Origin of the sequence: Marinobacterium sediminicola, from assembly GCF_022343685.1 — a bacterium.
GTDB lineage: Bacteria > Pseudomonadota > Gammaproteobacteria > Pseudomonadales > Balneatricaceae > Marinobacterium > Marinobacterium sediminicola.
In genome coordinates this window covers 879,428-896,776 of sequence record NZ_CP092123.1, presented here as the reverse complement: position 1 = coordinate 896,776, position 17,349 = coordinate 879,428, and the positions used below count along the sequence as shown (strand labels likewise).

Here is a 17,349-nt window from a genome sequence, read left to right as displayed (position 1 = left end):
GGCTTTTTTGCGCCTTCATTTCTTGCCAGACCACCCAAATTAAAGAGAATCCAGTCATGCTCAGATCCTGTTTACTGGCGTGGGCATTACTTCTTGTCACAACTCACGCCTTCGCGGACAAGACCTATCCACCCCAGAAAGTCATTTATCACATTAACTACAGCGACCCTTCACGCCTGGCAGCGACTTTTACCAACATCCGTAACCACATACAGACAGTCGGTGAAGGAAATATAGATTTGAGTGCCGTCATCCACGGCAAGGCTATCGAGTATTTTATAAGCGCCAAGCAGGATAAGACCAAACAGGTTACTCTCGATACCCTCCGCCTTAACGGCACTCGCTTTATTATCTGTGGCAACACTCTGGATGCATACCGAATTACCCGTGAACAGCTGTATGACGTCAATGCGGAAGATATGGTTCAGGCAGGACTACCCGAAATCGTTTTCCTGCAGCAACAAGGCTTTGTATATGTACGCCCCTGAATGAATTATCCGTATGCAATAAAAACGGCAGCCGAAGCTGCCGTTTTCTTATCTGAAGGAAAGCTGTACTTATTCTCCAACCCAGACGCGTGCATTACGGAACATGCGCATCCATGCACCATCTTCTGACCAGTCATCCGGTGACCACGAGTTCTGCACAGCACGGAAGACACGCTCCGGATGCGGCATCATGATGGTGACACGGCCATCAGGCGTAGTCAGACCAGTAATACCCAATGGAGAACCGTTGGGGTTGGCCGGATAGACTGTTGTAGCATCGCCACGGTTATCCACATAACGCAGAGACACGGTACCGGACTCATTCAACATGCGCAGCTGCGCATCGTCTTCAAACTCGGCACGACCTTCGCCATGGGCCACCGCGATCGGCATGCGGGAGCCCGCCATGCCCTGCAGGAAGATGGATGGGCTATCCTGCACTTCCACCATGGCCACACGCGCTTCAAACTGCTCGGACTGGTTGCGCACGAAGTGCGGCCAGAGATCGGCACCCGGAATTAGCTCATGCAGGTTGGACAGCATCTGACAGCCGTTACACACGCCCAGCGTGAAGGTATCTTCACGCTCGAAGAAAGCAGAGAACTGTTCACGTGCAACCGGGTTGAACAGGATGGACTTGGCCCAGCCTTCACCGGCACCCAGCACATCGCCATAGGAGAAGCCACCACAGGCCACCAACCCACGGAACTGATCCAGGGTAATACGGCCAGACAGAATGTCACTCATATGGACATCAATCGCCTCGAAACCAGCACGATCAAATGCTGCTGCCATCTCAACCTGACCATTTACGCCCTGCTCACGCAGGATCGCCACTTTCGGACGCACACCGGAGGCGATCAGCTCAGCGGCCACATCTTCATTCTGGTCGAAGCTCAGACTTGCATTCAGACCCGGATCTTCACGATCCAGCAGACGATCGAATTCCTGCTGAGCACATTCCGAGTTGTCACGCAGCGACTGGATGCGGAAGGAGGTTTCGGCCCACCAGCGCTGCAGCTGAATCAGGTCAGCGCTGTACACTTCTTCATCGTCAAAGAAGCAGTTCAACTGCAGATCCGGGTTCAGGGTACCAATCACCTTGGCCACATCCCCCAGGCCAGCCGCGTTCAGTTCATTGAGGACAGTTTCCATGTCATCGCGACGGATCTGGATCACGGCACCCAACTCTTCATTGAACAGCGCCGCCGCCAGCTCGGACGTATCTTCCGCGAGCAGATCCAGGTTCAGATCGACACCAGTGCGACCGGCGAAGCCCATCTCGGCGACGGTAGCCAGCAGACCGCCATCGGCACGATCGTGGTAAGCCAGGATCAGACCCTGTTCGTTGAGCTCCTGAATGGCGGCGAAGAAATTGGCCAGCAGTTCGGCGTCATCCACGTCCGGAACGTCCCGACCCACTTCGTTGTACACCTGCGCCAGCGCGGACAGACCCATGCGATTCTGACCATTCCCCAGATCCAGCAGGATCAGGTCGGTCTCACCCTTGTCCGTGCGCAACTGCGGGGTCAGCGTCTTGCGTGCATCCAGCACCGGCGCGAAGCCGGAAATAATCAGCGACATAGGCGCAGTGACACTCTTCTGCTCGCCGTTGTCATCCCAGACGGTACGCATGGACATGGAGTCCTTGCCTACCGGAATGGTAATACCCAACTCAGGGCACAGCTCCATACCCACTGCCTTGACAGTGTCGTAGAGCTTCTCGTCTTCTCCCGCATGCCCAGCAGCACACATCCAGTTGGCCGACAGTTTGATGTCAGACAACTGACCGATACGTGCAGCCGCCAGGTTGGTGATGGTCTCACCGACTGCCATGCGGCCGGAAGCCGGAGAATCTACCAGTGCCAGCGGAGTGCGCTCACCCATCGCCATGGCTTCACCGGCATAGGTGTCATAGGACGCCGTTGTCACAGCACAATCTGCTACCGGCACCTGCCAGGGGCCGACCATTTGGTCACGCGCCACAGTTCCGGTGATGGAGCGGTCACCGATGGTGATCAGGAAGGACTTGGATGCAACTGCCGGCAGCTTGAGAACGCGCTCAACCGCATCGACCAGCTCAATCTTGCTGGTATCGAACTCGGGCACTTCGTAAGCCTTGCGTTCGATGGAGCGATGCATCTTCGGCGGCTTGCCAAACAACACGCTCATCGGCAGATCGACCGGCTTGTTCTCGAAGTGAGTGTCACCCAGCGTCAGGTGGTGCTCTTCTGTTGCTTCACCGACCACCGCAAACGGGCAGCGCTCACGTTCACAAATCGCCTCAAAACGGGCCAGATCTTCCGGCTTAACAGCCAGAACATAACGTTCCTGGGCTTCGTTACACCAGATCTCCAGCGGCGACATGCCCGGTTCGTCGTTGTTGACGTTACGCAGTTCGAAGTTACCGCCTCGGCCACCGTCCTTCACCAATTCAGGGAAGGCATTGGACAGGCCACCGGCACCTACATCGTGGATAAAAGCGATCGGATTGTCTTCGCCAAGCTGCCAGCAGCGATCGATTACTTCCTGACAACGACGCTCGATCTCCGGGTTGCCGCGCTGTACAGAAGCAAAATCCAGATCTGCAGAAGAGCTGCCAGAAGACATGGAGGAAGCGGCGCCGCCACCCAGGCCGATCAGCATCGCGGGACCACCCAGGCAGATCAGCTTGGCACCAACCGTAATCTCGCCTTTCTCGACATGCTCTTCACGGATGTTGCCCAGACCACCGGCGATCATGATCGGCTTGTGGTAACCACGCACCTCGTTACCGTTAGCGCCGGGCACCTGCTGCTCGAAGGTACGGAAATAACCGGTCAGGTTGGGACGACCGAACTCGTTGTTGAATGCCGCACCGCCGATGGGGCCTTCGATCATGATATCCAGTGCGGATGCAATGCGCTCAGGCTTGCCGTAAGTGGATTCCCAGGGCTGCTCGAAATTCGGAATACGCAGGTCGGAGACGGTAAAGCCGGTCAGGCCTGCCTTCGGCTTTGAACCACGGCCAGTCGCACCTTCATCGCGGATTTCGCCGCCGGAGCCGGTGGCCGCACCCGAAAAGGGCGCAATCGCGGTCGGGTGGTTATGGGTTTCCACCTTCATCAGGATATGGATCGCTTCAGGGTTATAACCGTACTGCCCCGTGGCCGGATCCGGGAAGAAACGCCCCGCCTTGCTGCCCACGATCACGGATGCGTTGTCTTTGTAGGCGGACAGTACGTTTTCGCCACCCTGGTTATAGGTATTGCGAATCATGGCGAACAGGGAATGCTCCTGACGCACGCCATCGATATCCCAGCTGGCATTGAAGATCTTGTGACGACAGTGTTCGGAGTTCGCCTGGGCGAACATCATCAGCTCAACGTCGTTGGGGTTACGTCCCAGCCCGGTGAAACTTTCAACCAGATAATCGATCTCATCTTCAGCCAGCGCCAGACCCAGCTCAACGTTAGCGTTAGCCAGAGCGTCGCGCCCACCACCCAGAATATCAACCTGGGTCATCGGACGGGGCTGCTCATGACGGAAGAGGCTTTCAGCCTGGCTGAGGTCAGTCATGATCGCTTCAACCATGCGGTCGTGAAGCAATGAAGCGACCTGTTCACGCTGCTCAGCTGACAGTGCCTGTTCGCTGCGAACATAATAGGCAACACCACGCTCCAAACGCTCGATTGCATTCAGACCGCAGTTATGGGCAATATCAGTCGCCTTGCTTGACCAGGGAGAAATGGTGCCCGGACGCGGCACAACCAGAAACAGCTCACCGATCGGCTCTTCAGCACTGGCTTTAGGGCCATAGCGCAGGATACGATCAAGAACCTGAGACTCCTGCGCTTCCAGATCACGCTGCAGATCTGCAAAATGAGTGTATTCTGCGTACAGGCCAGTCACAGCAGGCAGCAGGGACTGAATCTGGGACAGTAGTTTGGCATGACGAAAAGACGAAAGAGCGGGAGCTCCACGCAGTACGAGCATGTTGATATCGAGCCTCTTGGTTCTACCTGCGAATCAGGCGTTGGAGAGCAAAAATTTAAATGACGATTTTACCTGATCAGGCCATCGAGATACAGAATAGCAGAGCCTATGTTTGAACTGCGCCAGTCCCCGCACTTACGAGAGCTGATCTACTTCGGCTTCCTGGTCGTCATGACTTTCGGACTGGCCATGCTCAGCCTGAGTACTCCTACCCAGCTGGAGGCAATCAAGCAGAACGGTCTGATCCGCTTTGCCACAACTAATACGCCGATGACGTATTACATCCGCAAGGGAGAACCGGCCGGATTCGAATATGAACTGGCCCAGGCCTTTGCCGATCACCTGGGCGTCAAGCTGGAGCTGGCCCTGCCCGACAGTTTTGCCGGTCTGTTTCAGGTACTTAAGGCAAGGAATGCTCACATTGCTGCCGCCAGCCTGACGGCAACACCAGAAAGACGCAAACAGTTTGATTTCTCGCCTGCATATCGCAGCAGCGCACCGGTCGTAATCTACCGCGTCCGGCGCGGCAACCCCGCCCCCAAAACCCTGGAAGATCTGTATAACCGCAATATTCGTGTGCTTGCAGGCTCCAGCTATGCAGAGCTGCTCAAGCAAATACAGAAGCAACATCCTGATCTGAAATGGTCCAGCACCGATGATGACTCCGTCACCGACCTGCTCGACCTCGTACATGACGGCACCCTGGATTACACTCTGCTGGATTCTGCCGTCTTCGATGCACAAAAGTCATTTTATCCCGGCCTCAAAGCTGCCTTTGAACTTCAGGAGCCTCAGCCTATCGCCTGGATGCTGAACCGACATCACGACGGCACTCTCAAGGCTGAGCTGGAAAACTGGTTTCAGCTTGAAAGCACACAGACTCTGATCAAACAGCTCGAGGAACGTTACTTTTCGCGCACCAACCCGCTCAACTTCTTCGACACTGTGACCTTCCGGCGAGATCTTCAGGAACGCTTCCTTCCCCTTTACCCCTGGTTCAAACAGGCTGAAGAGGAGACCGGCATCAGCTGGTTACTGCTGGCAGCTATCGCTTATCAGGAGTCACACTGGAGGGCCGATGCCGTGTCGCCGACAGGCGTCCGAGGCATCATGATGCTTACCCAGGCCGCAGCCGATGAAGTCGGTGTGAGCGACCGAACAGACCCTCAGCAAAGCATTCTGGGCGGAGCTCGTTATCTGGTGAATGTCAAAAAGAAAATCCCCGAACGCATACCTGATCCGGATCACACCTGGTTCGCACTGGCGGGCTACAACGTTGGGTTTGGACACCTGGAGGATGCCCGCATTCTGACGCAAAAGGCTGGCAAGAACCCGGACAAGTGGCAACACGTTCGCGACTTTCTGCCTCGACTGAGCAATCCAAAGTATTACCCGCAGACACGCTATGGCTATGCACGCGGTCATGAACCGGTCCAGTATGTCAGTAATATTCGCAAGTACATGGAGTTGCTGCGCTGGGAGGTGGACACTGCCAGCGCGCGCGACTTGGCACCATCACCGGACTCTGACAGCGACGCAGCCGAAGTCGAGCCAAGCACTACCCTGCCGGAACTGCCATTAAGCAATCTGCCCAGCGCACTTTAAGAGGTAAACTTCAGTCCCCGGCAGCTTCTCGCCGAAGCCGCTTCTGTCGTTTCTGCTCGTCTCGCCGAAGCCGGAAGAACTCGCTGATCACTGACGCGCAAGCCCCCTCAAGCACACCGCCTTCATGTTCCGGGCGATGATTCACCCAGGGCTGATCGAACAACTGCTGATTACTCACAACCGCACCCGCCTTCGGCTCCGTGGTCCCGAACACTACCCTGGCTACACGCGCATGCACCAACGCTCCTGCGCACATGGTACAGGGCTCAATGGTGACGTACAGAGTTGCCCCAACCAGCCTGTAGTTACCCACTCGTGCAGCGGCCTCACGCAAGGCCATGATTTCGGCATGCGCCGTGGGATCATGACCACTGATGGGGCGGTTCCATCCCTCGCCGATGACCTCACCATCCATTACCAGCAGAGCGCCAACCGGAACCTCACCCAACTGTGCCGCTTTTTCGGCCAGCCGTAACGCCTGCTGCATGTAGAAACGATCCAACTGCTCCTGATCCATCGTTACTTACCGCCTTGCCCTCAAACATGAAAAAGCCCGCAACAGCGGGCTTTTCAATCTGATCATCCAGACGCGCCGATCATTCCCACTCAATAGTAGCCGGCGGTTTGCTGGATACGTCGTAGGTCACACGCGAAACCTGTGCGATTTCGTTGATGATTCGACCAGACACCTTCTCCAGAAGCTCATATGGCAGGTGAGCCCAACGCGCTGTCATGAAGTCGATGGTTTCGACAGCACGCAACGCGATCACGTACTCGTAGCGACGTCCGTCACCCACAACCCCCACGGACTTCACCGGCAGGAATACTGCGAACGCCTGGCTGGTCTTGTGATACCAGTCAGCATTGTGCAACTCTTCGATGAAGATCGCATCAGCCTCGCGCAGGATATCCGCGTATTCCTTCTTCACCTCTCCAAGGATACGTACACCCAGACCCGGACCCGGGAACGGATGACGGTAGACCATATCGTATGGCAGCCCCAGCTCCAGACCGATCTTGCGTACCTCATCCTTGAACAGCTCGCGCAGCGGCTCGACCAGTTCGAACTTCATGTCTTCCGGCAGGCCACCCACGTTGTGGTGCGACTTGATCACATGCGCCTTGCCGGTCTTGGCAGCGGCCGATTCAATCACGTCCGGATAGATGGTCCCCTGGGCCAGGAAGCGGCAATCCTTGAGTTTTTCGGCTTCCGTATCAAATACTTCAATGAAGGTGTTGCCGATGATCTTGCGCTTGGCCTCAGGATCGGCTTCGCCTTTCAAACGACTCAGGAACTGATCCTCTGCATTGGCACGGATCACATTCACACCCATATTACGGGCAAACATGTCCATTACCTGGTCGCCTTCACCCTTGCGCAGCAGACCGTTATCCACAAACACGCAGGTCAGTTTGTCACCGATCGCCTTGTGCAGCAGCGCTGCTACTACGGATGAGTCCACGCCGCCAGACAGGCCCAACAATACCTTGGCATCACCAACCTGCTGCTGGACCTTCTCAATGAGGTCCTGAATGATGTTGGCAGCCGTCCACAGAGCTTCGGTACCACAGATCTCGCGAACGAAGCGCTCCAGAATTCGCAGTCCCTGCTTGGTGTGAGTCACTTCCGGGTGGAACTGAACGCCATAGAGATTGCGCTTGGGATCACACATGGCCGCAATCGGCGCAGAGTCGGTGGCTGCAATCACATGGAAGCCTTCCGGCAGCTCAGTGACCTTGTCACCATGGCTCATCCAGACATCCAGAGAAAGGCTGCCGTTGTTGGCGATATGGTCCTCAATACCTTCCAGCAGGCGACTGGGGCTATCAGCCAGGCGCACGCGGGCATAGCCGAACTCTCGCTGGTCAGAGCTGCTGACCTTGCCACCTAACTGTTCAGCCATGGTCTGCATACCGTAGCAGATACCCAGAACCGGCAACCCCATGTTGAAGACACACTCGGGTGCGCGCGGAGAATCCAGCTCGGTTACGGACTCAGGGCCGCCGGCCAGAATGATGCCCTTGGGGGCAAATTCACGAATCGCCGCCTCATCCATATCAAAAGCATGGATCTCACAGTAAACCCCGATTTCACGCACTCGACGTGCGATCAGCTGGGTGTACTGGGAACCGAAGTCCAGAATCAGGATGCGTTGCGCGTGAATGTCTTTGCTCATACTCAGTGACTCCACCGAATGCTGGCCGCCAGGCGGCGCAAACAAAAAGTGGGGCAATCTGACGCCCCACTTACTGGTTAGTGTTAAATCTGTTTAGCCCACACGATAGTTGGGCGCTTCCTTGGTGATGCTGACGTCGTGTACATGGCTTTCAGTGATGCCCGCATTGGTGATACGCACAAACTTCGGCTTGTTACGCATCTCTTCAATAGTGGAGCAACCGGTGTAGCCCATGGAGGCTCGCAGACCACCCATCAACTGATGTAGCACACCACCCATTGGCCCCTTGCAAGGCACACGACCTTCGATGCCTTCCGGCACCAGCTTTTCGGCACCTTCTTTAGCATCCTGGAAGTAACGATCAGACGAACCGGTCAGGCCTGACATGGCCCCCAGGGAACCCATGCCACGATAGGACTTGAATGCACGCCCCTGGAACAGCTCGACTTCACCAGGCGCTTCGTCAGTACCCGCCAGCATGGAGCCTACCATGACCGCAGAAGCACCGGCAGCTATAGCCTTGGCCAGGTCACCGGAGAAACGAACACCGCCATCTGCAATCAAGGGAACACCATGCTCGCGCAGCGCTGCAGCCACGTTGGCCACGGCAGAAATCTGAGGCACACCGACACCGGCAACGATACGAGTTGTACAGATAGAACCCGGACCGATACCAACCTTGACGCCATCAGCACCCGCTTCTGCCAGCGCGACCGCCGCTTCAGCCGTAGCGATGTTACCGCCGATCACCTGAACCTGCGGGAAGTTCTGTTTTACCCACGCCACGCGATCAATGACACCCTTGGAATGACCGTGGGCAGTATCAACTACAACCAGGTCCACACCGGCCGCAACCAGCGCAGCAACACGATCAGGCGTCTCCGGACCAGTGCCTACGGCCGCACCCACGATCAGGCGACCACGACTGTCCTTGGCCGCATTCGGGAATGCCTGCGCCTTGTTCATGTCCTTAACGGTCATCATGCCACGCAGTGAGAAGTTATCGTCAACCAACAGGATTTTCTCGATGCGATGACGACGCAGCAGCTCGCGAATCACTTCCTGGTCTTCACCCTCTTTGGCGGTTACCAGGCGATCCTTGGGTGTCATAATGGTGGAAACCTTGGCATCCAGATCGTGCTCGAAACGCACATCGCGACTGGTCACGATACCGACCAGCTCGCCATTATCGACTACCGGGAAGCCGGAGAAATTCAGTTCGCTCGACAGGTTGATGATCTCGCGCACGGTCGTATCTGAACTGCAGGTCACCGGATCCGTAACCACACCCGCTTCGAACTTCTTCACGCGGCGTACTTCGTCAGCCTGCTTTTCGATGGTGAGGTTCTTGTGGATGATACCAATACCACCTTCCTGAGCCATGGCGATTGCCAGACGGGACTCGGTCACCGTATCCATTGCCGCAGAGACCAGCGGAATGTTCAGTTCAATACCCTTGGTCAGACGGGTTTTCAGCGAGACGTCTTTCGGGAGCACTTCGGAGTACCCCGGAACCAGCAAAACATCATCAAAAGTAAGCGCTTCTTCAACGATTCGCAACATACTGAACCAGCCCGTATTTCCGTGAAAAATTAAACGAGAAATTGTACATCAAAACTGCCCGAACAACAATCAGCAATAACCAAGGATGCCTTCACCAGCGGGGTCGTTTAAGATGTTCGCATGAACAATTACATAGCCTCTCGGAACAGCGGCGCCGTCAGCGTCAGCGAGCTCAATCGCCAGGTCAAATCCCTGCTGGAGCATTCATTTATGACCGTGCAGGTCGAAGGCGAAATCAGCAACCTCGCCAGACCCTCCTCGGGCCACTGGTATTTTACCCTTAAGGATGATCGCGCACAGGTTCGCTGCGCCATGTTTCGCAACCGCAACCTGCAAGTCCGCTTTCGCCCCAAGGAAGGCGACCAGGTTGTGGTCATGGCCAAGGTCAGCCTGTACGAAGGCAGAGGCGACTTCCAGCTGATCTGTGAACAGATGCAGGAGAGCGGACAAGGCCGACTGCAGCAGGCATACGAGCGACTCAAACTGCAGCTCAGTCAGGAAGGGCTGTTCGATCAGGCACGCAAACGCCCAATTCCCCGTCCCGTACGTCATGTGGGTGTGATCACATCACCCACGGGAGCAGCCATACACGATATTCTGCAGGTACTGGCAAGACGCTGCCCATCACTGCCGGTCGCACTCTATCCAACCGCCGTACAGGGAAGCGAAGCAGCGGCACAGATTGTGCGCGCAATTGAACTGGCCAACCGCGATGGCCGCTGCGACGCATTGATAGTCGGTCGTGGCGGCGGTTCGCTGGAAGATCTCTGGCCTTTCAACGAGGAAATTGTGGCGCGCGCAATTGCCGCTTCCGCAATCCCGGTGGTATCGGCTGTGGGCCACGAGGTTGATATATCAATCAGCGATCTGGTGGCTGACCTGCGTGCGCCCACCCCCTCAGCAGCCGCAGAGCTGTTGAGTACTGACCAGGCATCACTCCAGCAGCAGCTTCAAACGCTCCAGCAACGATTGACGCGTCAAACTCTGCGCTATTTGAGCCTGCACCGCACACGTCTGGAGCACTTGCGCGCACGCTTACGACACCCCGGCGAACGCCTTCGCGAGCAATCGCAACGTCTTGACCAGCTTGAACTTCGACTTCAGCGGGCCCTTTCACTGCGCTTGCAGCAGAGTGACCAACATCTGGACGCCTTACATCGGAGGCTGCAACGCAGCTCTCCACAGCGAATACTGGAACGTAAACGCCAGTTACTTTCTCCGTTACAACAACGACTTCAGCATGCCATTGACCTGCTATTGCGCCAGCGTCGGCAGCAATTGCTGTTTCAGGCACGCCAGTTGAACGGCGTCAGCCCGCTGGCAACACTGGAGCGGGGTTATGCGATCGTACAGAACGAGAACGGACAAGCCATCACCCGGCAGGAACAGGTCAGCCCAGGCGATCAAATCAGCGCTCGGCTGCATGAAGGCACGTTGATCTGTACCGTCGACCGTTATGCAGACTGAACCCGCATCCCCGTTGTGGTAGGATCACGCCCCTTTGCATTAACACAACCAAACAGGCAAGTACTATGTCAGAACAGGCTTTGGAAACCACAGAACAACGTGCCAGTTACGGCATCGGGCGCCAGATGGGCGATCAACTGGCTCAAGGCAGCTTCGACGGTGTTGACGTAGAAGCCGTCATCACAGGTCTGCGCGACTCCTTCCATGGTGAAGCACTGCGTGTGCCGGCTGAGCAGATTCAGGCGGCTTTCAACGAAATCAGCCAGCGCATCCGTGAAGCTCAGGAGGCCCTGGCCAAGGAAGCCGCTGAAGCCGGCGAGCAGTTCCTGGCCGACAATGCCACACGTGAAGGCGTTATCACCCTGGAATCCGGTCTGCAGTACGAAATCATCGAAGCCGGTGAAGAAGACGGCGACAAGCCGACCAAGCAGAGCAAGGTGCGCACTCACTACCATGGCACTTTCATCGACGGCAAGGTATTCGACAGCTCCTACGAGCGTGGTCAGCCAGCCGAATTCCCGGTGGGTGGCGTTATCGCTGGCTGGACCGAAGCATTGCAGCTGATGAGCAAGGGTGCCAAATGGCGCCTGTACGTACCCTACCAGCTGGCCTATGGCGCGCAGGGCTCACCGGGTGGCATCCCGCCCTACTCGACCCTGATCTTCGATGTCGAGCTGATCGACATCCTCTGATCCAAGCGGGGCGCTCAAAGGCGCCCCGTCTGTCGACCGAGAGACCTTTATCATGTTGTTGCACTTTCAACGTCACGGCCAGGGCGAGCCACTGGTCATTCTTCACGGCTTGTTTGGCACTTTGGAAAACTGGGGCGCACAGATCAAGGAACTGAGCGAGCATTTCGATGTTATCGCGGCGGATCTGCGCAACCATGGCCGCTCACCGCACAGCGATGAGATGAACTATCAAGCCATGAGCAACGACCTGCTGGATCTGCTGGATCATTTGCAACTCGAGCACATCAACCTGATGGGGCATTCCATGGGCGGCAAAGCCGCAATGCAGTTCGCACTGGACCATCCCGAACGTGTCAAACGACTGATCGTTGTTGATATCGCACCGGTCGAGTATCCCCCCCACCACAACGACGTTATTGCCGGCCTGAATCAGATTGATCTGCTCAATTTGAAAAGCCGAGGAGATGCCGATCGCACGTTGAGCGAATATATCGATTCAGCCGCGACCCGCGCCTTCCTGCTGAAAAACCTGTATCGCAACGAGCACAAGCAGTTTGCCTGGCGCATGAACCTTCCAGTGCTTGAGCAGCAATACGCTCGCATCAGCGAGTCGCCTGAAGGCAGCCGCTATACCGGTGAGGTACTGTTCATCAAGGGTGGGGAGTCCAACTATCTCATGGCGGAACATCAGCAGCCGATCCAGCAGCTGTTTCCCCACGCGAGTTTCAAGATTATCGCAGGAGCAGGACACCTCCCCCATGTGGAGAAGCCGACTGCCTTCACGCGATTGGTGGAAAACTTTCTTGCACAGTGACCGGAGGTCAGGCCTGTAGGTTGAGCAGGGACCCCGAAGGATAGAGCGAAGTGTACACGCCCGCTTCAATCAGCTGCTGCTGGACCGTATTCAAGGGCTGAGGCGCAGCCTGCCGAGCTGTGTCTTGCAGCTGTGCATTGCCCGTCGCTTTGCTCTGAGTGCTTTCGGCCTCGGACACTGACTCATCCTTGCCTGCATCATCGGCTTCAGCAGTATCTTCCTGCTCGCTTTCTTCAAGCTTTGCCAACTCTGCCCGGGCCTCTGCAGCCATGGCCCGCGCACTGGCGGCTACCCGGTAATCCTGTGATGAAGGCTCGGCCGGCGCCATTGCCGCCCTGATAATGGCTTCCGCTTTTTCCAGCGTAGCCCGAGGGTCGCCACTGACGGCGGAGGTGTCGATACTGACCTCACCACCCACGGCATACATGCGCCCATCCGGTCCACGCTGAAACGTATAGGAAACAGCCCCCGTATGACCGCCACCTGCCGCCTGATGCGCCATTTCGTGCTGGCGAACTTCTCGATCACGGGCACTCAGCTGACGTACCACCTGCTGCTCCTGCAGCTCCTGGGCACGTTCCTTTGTGGACATCTCCGATGGCTGTCGAGCCTTGTCGGATTCCGGTGTCAGAGAGTCCGAACGATTTTCTCGCGCCGAGCCGGCAGCGGAAGCACGGCCCGGCAGTTCATCACCAGCAGCAGGAGTAGCGCCACTGCCGGGAGTTGCAATGGGCATTAAGGGAGTGGGAGTGCTCGAAATAACCGTGCTCATGACAAATAGCAACGAAGCCAATCAGCCTGAACGAGTCAGACCCGGGTATCGATCAGGTTACCCAGCACTTCACTGGCCTGATTGACAACTTTTGTCGCCGCCGCGTCTGCCGTACGATCAACAGCAGTATCAGCAATCGCCGGATTCACAGGGCGACCTGAGGCCATTTCAGGGTTTTCAACTTGCCCACTGCCCAGAGTATCACTGGATGCCTTGGGGACGTTATCCAGAGTTCGATTTACGTTGAACAGGCTGTTGGCGGTTGTCACATTCATGCCACACCTTCCTATGATCCTTGGGGCCAGCTTAGCGTTGCCGGGTCATTAGAGTTGATCATGTACCCGGTTACGGGATTGCTGCCAGTATAGATCAAACCCAATCACTGGTCACTTTTTACTCACCCAAAAGCAGCCTCAAGTCAAGGTGATCGGCAACAGCATCCGCAGTAGGCGCTTCAAGCCAGGGCACACGCCCCAGAAGAGGGGCTCGGAAAAGGCGTTCCAGGGTCGCCAGGTTCTCATCCGGACAACTCATCGCAGGATCGATATGGTTGGCGACCCAACCCGCCAGACGCAGACCATCACGCGCAATCGCCTCAGCCGTCAAGATGGCATGATTGATACATCCCAGCTTCATGCCTACCACCAGAATGACGTCCAGCTCCAACAGCTGAGGCAGGCGCGCCAGGCTTTCACGCATACTCAGCGGTACCCGCCAGCCTCCGGCCCCTTCTACCAACACCAGATCCGCCGGCTGCATCATGGCGCCCCGGCAGTAGGCCGCAAGTCGATCCGCACTCAGGGCCCGCCCTTCCTGCTCTGCTGCAATATGCGGAGCGATGGGTGGTTCAAAGGCGATTGGATTCACCTGCTCATAGCTCAACTTGACACTGGCCGTCTGCTGCAACTGAAGTGCATCGCTGTTGCGCAGCCCATCCGGTGTCTGCTCGCAGCCTGCGGCTACGGGTTTGAGACCCATGGTTCTCAACCCCTGACGATTCGCCGCTGCCAAAAGACCGGTCGTCACCAAGGTCTTGCCGGCATCGGTATCGGTACCGGCGATAAAGAAACGCTTTTTCACGGCAGATCCTTACTCAATTCCACATAATAGACTTCATAAGTAGCTGGCAGAGCACCATCAGCCTGACGCTGCTGCTCATAGGCATTCAGCAGACGAACAAGACGTTGACGACTACTGAGCCCCTGCTCTCGACGATGGTTGACGTTGTGAGCTCCCAAAGCCTTGAGCTCGTGCATCAGCTGCTGCAGGCGGCCATAACGAAGTACGCGATATTCAGTTTCACTGCGCACCAGCTCCAGGCCAGCAGGGTGCTCCAACAATTGCTGCAGCGGAATAAAGCTGTTCACATGCACATCATCATCTACCGCTGCCCAGGCCTGTTTAAGCTCATGCAGCGTATCCGGGCCCAATGTAGCCAGCAGACAACGTCCTCCTGGCCTCAGCACGCGAGCCAGCTCGGACAGCAAACGATCAGGCTGCTCACACCACTGGATCGCCAGGCTCGACCAGACCAGATCCACGCTGGCGTCGGCCAGCGGCAGCTGCTCCGCATCACCACATAAATAGTACGCTCCGGGAACCGGGCGCTGCTCGCGAGCATACGCCAGCATGCCATGCGCCAGATCCAGGTGAATCAATGGCGCCTGTGGATAGCGCTCTCGTAACAGCGGTGCTGCATAGCCGGTACCACAGCCCAGATCAAGCAGCTCTCCATCGACCTCAGGTGGCAACCAGTGCAAAAGCCGGTCAGCAATATCCCGCTGTAGCTGTGCAACCGAGTCATAACTCTGCGCGGCCCGACTGAACGCCTGGGCAACCTTGCGCTTATCCCGCTGCATTCACACCTTCTGTATTTCCAGTAAGTGAATTCAGGGCCTGAAGCACCTGATCGGCATGACTGATGAAAGGCAGATGCGCACCCCGTTCCAGCACCCATACATCAAGATGTTGGTTTAACCGGCTAACGTTCGCTGCAAGTGACACCGGTACCAACTGATCTTCAGCCCCCAATATCAACTGAACCGGACAACGGATACCTGCAAGCCCTTTACGCAGATCCGATTCAAGCAGCATGAGTGCCGCAGCCAATGCCTCAGGAGCCGTGTTCACAATGACGGACTTGAGTCGTTTCAATTCATCACGGGCACTGTCTGAGCCCCGAGTTTGCAATGCAGCGAAGCGCTGCAGCGTCTTGGCCTCATTATCAGCCAGCGAATCCACAAAGGCCCCGAACACCTCCGGCGCCATGGCGCAGGGCCAGTCATCGCGAGCCACAAAGCAGGGATTGGAGGCAACCAGACTCAGGCTTTTCACCCGCTCTGGAGCGTGCTCGGCTACGGCCAGTGCCAGTTGCCCGCCCAGTGACCAGCCCACCCAATGAGCCTGCTCTGGAGCAACCTCCAGCAATGACTGGACAACCGCATGCAACGACATGTCACCAGCCGGCACTGAACGTCCAAGCCCGGGCAAGTCAATCAGCGTCACCCGGTAGCGCTCGCTCAAACGGTCGGCAAACTCGCCCCAGATCTCCGAGCTCAATCCCCAGCCGTGCAATAACACCAGCTCGGGCCCATAGCCGCGCGTTTCGGTCCACAGGCTCATTTTACCTCTCCACGCACCGCGTCCAGCGCCTCAAGCAGGCGATCAATCTGCGCCTCACTGTGGGCAGCACTGATTGTGACCCTGAGGCGTGAGCTGCCCGCCGGCACGGTTGGCGGGCGAATGGCACTGATGAAAATGCCACGCGCTTCAAGCTCCGCACTGATGCGCATGGCTTCACCCGCCTCGCCAATCAGGATCGGCTGGATCGGTGTCGGCGAGTCCATGAGCTCATAGCCCAGCTGTGAGCAGCCTCGACGAAATCGCTGGATCAGTTGTGCCAACTTGTCACGGCGCCAGCTCTCGGCTTGCAACAGCCCGAGACTGGTACGGGTCGCTTCCGCAACTGCAGGCGACATGCTGGTGGTATAGATATAGGTCCGGGCAAACTGGATCAGGGTTTCAATCAACACTTCAGAGCCGGCCACGAAGGCACCAGAGGTACCGAACCCCTTGCCCAGCGTGCCGATCAAAACGGGGACGTCTTCACTGCTCAGGCCAAAATGTTCAACACAACCGCCACCGTTATTGCCCAGGCAGCCAAAACCATGTGCATCATCGACCATCAGCCAGCCCCCCTGCTCCCGTGTCACACGACTCAGCTCGGGCAGGTCGGCAATATCGCCATCCATACTGAACACGCCATCCGTAACGACCAGCTTCCGGCGCGCTTCAGAACGCGCCATACGCTGAGCAAGGCTCTCGGGATCATTATGGAGATAGCGCTGGAACCGGGCACCACTGAGCAGACCCGCATCCAGCAAAGAGGCGTGGTTGAGGCGGTCTTGAAACACGGCATCCTGCCTGTCGATCAATGCGTTGATGGCACCGATATTAGCCATGTAGCCGGTGGAAAAGAGCAATACCCGCTCACGACCGGTAAAGGCAGCCAGCTCTTCTTCCAGCGCATGGTGTGCGCGTGAGTGGCCATTGACCAGATGAGAAGCCCCCCCACCAACACCATAGGTATCCGCTCCACGCTTGAGTGCGGTGATCACGTCAGGATGGTTGGCGAGCCCCAGGTAGTCATTGGAGCAAAATGCCAGATAGCGGCGACCGTCGACACTGACTTCAGGTCCCTGCGCCGACTCCAGTACCCGGCGCTGGCGGTAAAGGTTGCCCTGCCGCCGCGCTTGCAGCGCGGCAGCGAGATCATTGAAAGACATAGGAGAAGTGC

At 56.9% G+C, this 17,349-nt stretch carries 15 protein-coding genes; 5 read left to right on the top strand and 10 right to left on the bottom strand.

Translation table 11 applies throughout. The features are described 5' to 3' along the window. The first annotated feature begins 56 nt into the window (after nucleotides 1-56). Nucleotides 57-488: a DsrE family protein gene (locus tag LN244_RS04180; RefSeq protein ID WP_239041594.1), complete on the top strand. Its 432-nt coding sequence runs from the start codon at nucleotides 57-59 to the stop codon at nucleotides 486-488. A gap of 69 nt (nucleotides 489-557) precedes the next feature. Here LN244_RS04180 and purL read toward each other — a convergent pair whose 3' ends face one another. Then, entirely contained in the window at nucleotides 558-4,463 is a 3,906-nt protein-coding gene (gene purL, locus LN244_RS04175; protein ID WP_239041593.1) for a phosphoribosylformylglycinamidine synthase, read from the bottom strand. 108 nt (nucleotides 4,464-4,571) lie between these two features. On the opposite strand from purL, the gene mltF reads away from it, so the two are divergent. Continuing rightward, nucleotides 4,572-6,068 (top strand): membrane-bound lytic murein transglycosylase MltF, encoded by a 1,497-nt coding sequence (mltF, locus tag LN244_RS04170; protein ID WP_239041592.1) that lies wholly within the window; start codon nucleotides 4,572-4,574, stop codon nucleotides 6,066-6,068. Nucleotides 6,069-6,078: 10 nt separating this feature from the next. Here mltF and tadA read toward each other — a convergent pair whose 3' ends face one another. The 3 genes from tadA to guaB all read right to left on the bottom strand — a co-directional run bounded on the left by tadA (nucleotide 6,079) and on the right by guaB (nucleotide 9,808). Beyond that, nucleotides 6,079-6,585: a tRNA adenosine(34) deaminase TadA gene (gene tadA / locus LN244_RS04165; protein WP_239041591.1), complete on the bottom strand. Its 507-nt coding sequence runs from the start codon at nucleotides 6,583-6,585 to the stop codon at nucleotides 6,079-6,081. 79 nt (nucleotides 6,586-6,664) lie between these two features. Continuing rightward, nucleotides 6,665-8,245, bottom strand: a complete 1,581-nt coding sequence (guaA, locus tag LN244_RS04160) for a glutamine-hydrolyzing GMP synthase (protein WP_239041590.1) — start codon at nucleotides 8,243-8,245, stop codon at nucleotides 6,665-6,667. A gap of 93 nt (nucleotides 8,246-8,338) precedes the next feature. Next, a complete protein-coding gene (gene guaB, locus LN244_RS04155; RefSeq protein ID WP_239041589.1) occupies nucleotides 8,339-9,808 on the bottom strand; it encodes an IMP dehydrogenase in 1,470 nt (489 codons plus the stop codon). Between the two features lie 120 nt (nucleotides 9,809-9,928). Here guaB and xseA point away from each other — a divergent pair, with 120 nt between their 5' ends. The 3 genes from xseA to LN244_RS04140 all read left to right on the top strand — a co-directional run bounded on the left by xseA (nucleotide 9,929) and on the right by LN244_RS04140 (nucleotide 12,781). Next, the gene (gene xseA, locus LN244_RS04150) at nucleotides 9,929-11,275 is read left to right on the top strand and encodes an exodeoxyribonuclease VII large subunit (RefSeq protein WP_239041588.1); all 1,347 of its coding nucleotides are present in this window, start codon (nucleotides 9,929-9,931) and stop codon (nucleotides 11,273-11,275) included. A 65-nt stretch (nucleotides 11,276-11,340) separates the two neighbouring features. Further along, the gene (locus tag LN244_RS04145; RefSeq protein ID WP_239041587.1) at nucleotides 11,341-11,967 is read left to right on the top strand and encodes an FKBP-type peptidyl-prolyl cis-trans isomerase; all 627 of its coding nucleotides are present in this window, start codon (nucleotides 11,341-11,343) and stop codon (nucleotides 11,965-11,967) included. Between the two features lie 52 nt (nucleotides 11,968-12,019). Beyond that, complete coding sequence (locus LN244_RS04140) at nucleotides 12,020-12,781, top strand: alpha/beta fold hydrolase (protein WP_239041586.1); 762 nt, start codon at nucleotides 12,020-12,022, stop codon at nucleotides 12,779-12,781. Between the two features lie 7 nt (nucleotides 12,782-12,788). Here LN244_RS04140 and LN244_RS04135 read toward each other — a convergent pair whose 3' ends face one another. The 6 genes from LN244_RS04135 to bioF form a co-directional block, all read right to left on the bottom strand. Beyond that, nucleotides 12,789-13,517, bottom strand: coding sequence for a putative metalloprotease CJM1_0395 family protein (locus LN244_RS04135; protein WP_239041585.1), 729 nt, complete (start codon nucleotides 13,515-13,517; stop codon nucleotides 12,789-12,791). A 71-nt stretch (nucleotides 13,518-13,588) separates the two neighbouring features. Beyond that, on the bottom strand, nucleotides 13,589-13,828 hold the full coding sequence (locus LN244_RS04130) for a hypothetical protein (protein WP_239041584.1): 240 nt from the start codon (nucleotides 13,826-13,828) through the stop codon (nucleotides 13,589-13,591). Nucleotides 13,829-13,946: 118 nt separating this feature from the next. After that, a complete protein-coding gene (gene bioD, locus LN244_RS04125) occupies nucleotides 13,947-14,633 on the bottom strand; it encodes a dethiobiotin synthase (protein WP_239041583.1) in 687 nt (228 codons plus the stop codon). After that, on the bottom strand, nucleotides 14,630-15,412 hold the full coding sequence (gene bioC, locus LN244_RS04120; protein WP_239041582.1) for a malonyl-ACP O-methyltransferase BioC: 783 nt from the start codon (nucleotides 15,410-15,412) through the stop codon (nucleotides 14,630-14,632). Before bioC ends, bioD begins: the two co-directional genes overlap by 4 nt. Next, nucleotides 15,399-16,175 carry a pimeloyl-ACP methyl ester esterase BioH gene (gene bioH / locus LN244_RS04115; protein ID WP_239041581.1) on the bottom strand — a complete coding sequence of 259 codons (777 nt, stop codon included), beginning with the start codon at nucleotides 16,173-16,175 and terminating at the stop codon, nucleotides 15,399-15,401. Before bioH ends, bioC begins: the two co-directional genes overlap by 14 nt. Next, nucleotides 16,172-17,338 carry an 8-amino-7-oxononanoate synthase gene (gene bioF, locus LN244_RS04110; protein WP_239041580.1) on the bottom strand — a complete coding sequence of 389 codons (1,167 nt, stop codon included), beginning with the start codon at nucleotides 17,336-17,338 and terminating at the stop codon, nucleotides 16,172-16,174. The genes bioH and bioF overlap by 4 nt, the downstream gene beginning before the upstream one ends. Nucleotides 17,339-17,349 lie beyond the last annotated feature (11 nt).

What these genes read in the sequence shown, in the direction of transcription:
- LN244_RS04180 (WP_239041594.1), top strand. Translation starts at nt 57, where the DNA reads ATGCTCAGATCCTGTTTACTGGCGTGGGCATTACTTCTTGTCACAACT.
- purL (WP_239041593.1), bottom strand. Translation starts at nt 4,463, where the DNA reads ATGCTCGTACTGCGTGGAGCTCCCGCTCTTTCGTCTTTTCGTCATGCC.
- mltF (WP_239041592.1), top strand. Translation starts at nt 4,572, where the DNA reads ATGTTTGAACTGCGCCAGTCCCCGCACTTACGAGAGCTGATCTACTTC.
- tadA (WP_239041591.1), bottom strand. Translation starts at nt 6,585, where the DNA reads ATGGATCAGGAGCAGTTGGATCGTTTCTACATGCAGCAGGCGTTACGG.
- guaA (WP_239041590.1), bottom strand. Translation starts at nt 8,245, where the DNA reads ATGAGCAAAGACATTCACGCGCAACGCATCCTGATTCTGGACTTCGGT.
- guaB (WP_239041589.1), bottom strand. Translation starts at nt 9,808, where the DNA reads ATGTTGCGAATCGTTGAAGAAGCGCTTACTTTTGATGATGTTTTGCTG.
- xseA (WP_239041588.1), top strand. Translation starts at nt 9,929, where the DNA reads ATGAACAATTACATAGCCTCTCGGAACAGCGGCGCCGTCAGCGTCAGC.
- LN244_RS04145 (WP_239041587.1), top strand. Translation starts at nt 11,341, where the DNA reads ATGTCAGAACAGGCTTTGGAAACCACAGAACAACGTGCCAGTTACGGC.
- LN244_RS04140 (WP_239041586.1), top strand. Translation starts at nt 12,020, where the DNA reads ATGTTGTTGCACTTTCAACGTCACGGCCAGGGCGAGCCACTGGTCATT.
- LN244_RS04135 (WP_239041585.1), bottom strand. Translation starts at nt 13,517, where the DNA reads ATGCCCATTGCAACTCCCGGCAGTGGCGCTACTCCTGCTGCTGGTGAT.
- LN244_RS04130 (WP_239041584.1), bottom strand. Translation starts at nt 13,828, where the DNA reads ATGAATGTGACAACCGCCAACAGCCTGTTCAACGTAAATCGAACTCTG.
- bioC (WP_239041582.1), bottom strand. Translation starts at nt 15,412, where the DNA reads ATGCAGCGGGATAAGCGCAAGGTTGCCCAGGCGTTCAGTCGGGCCGCG.
- bioH (WP_239041581.1), bottom strand. Translation starts at nt 16,175, where the DNA reads ATGAGCCTGTGGACCGAAACGCGCGGCTATGGGCCCGAGCTGGTGTTA.
- bioF (WP_239041580.1), bottom strand. Translation starts at nt 17,338, where the DNA reads ATGTCTTTCAATGATCTCGCTGCCGCGCTGCAAGCGCGGCGGCAGGGC.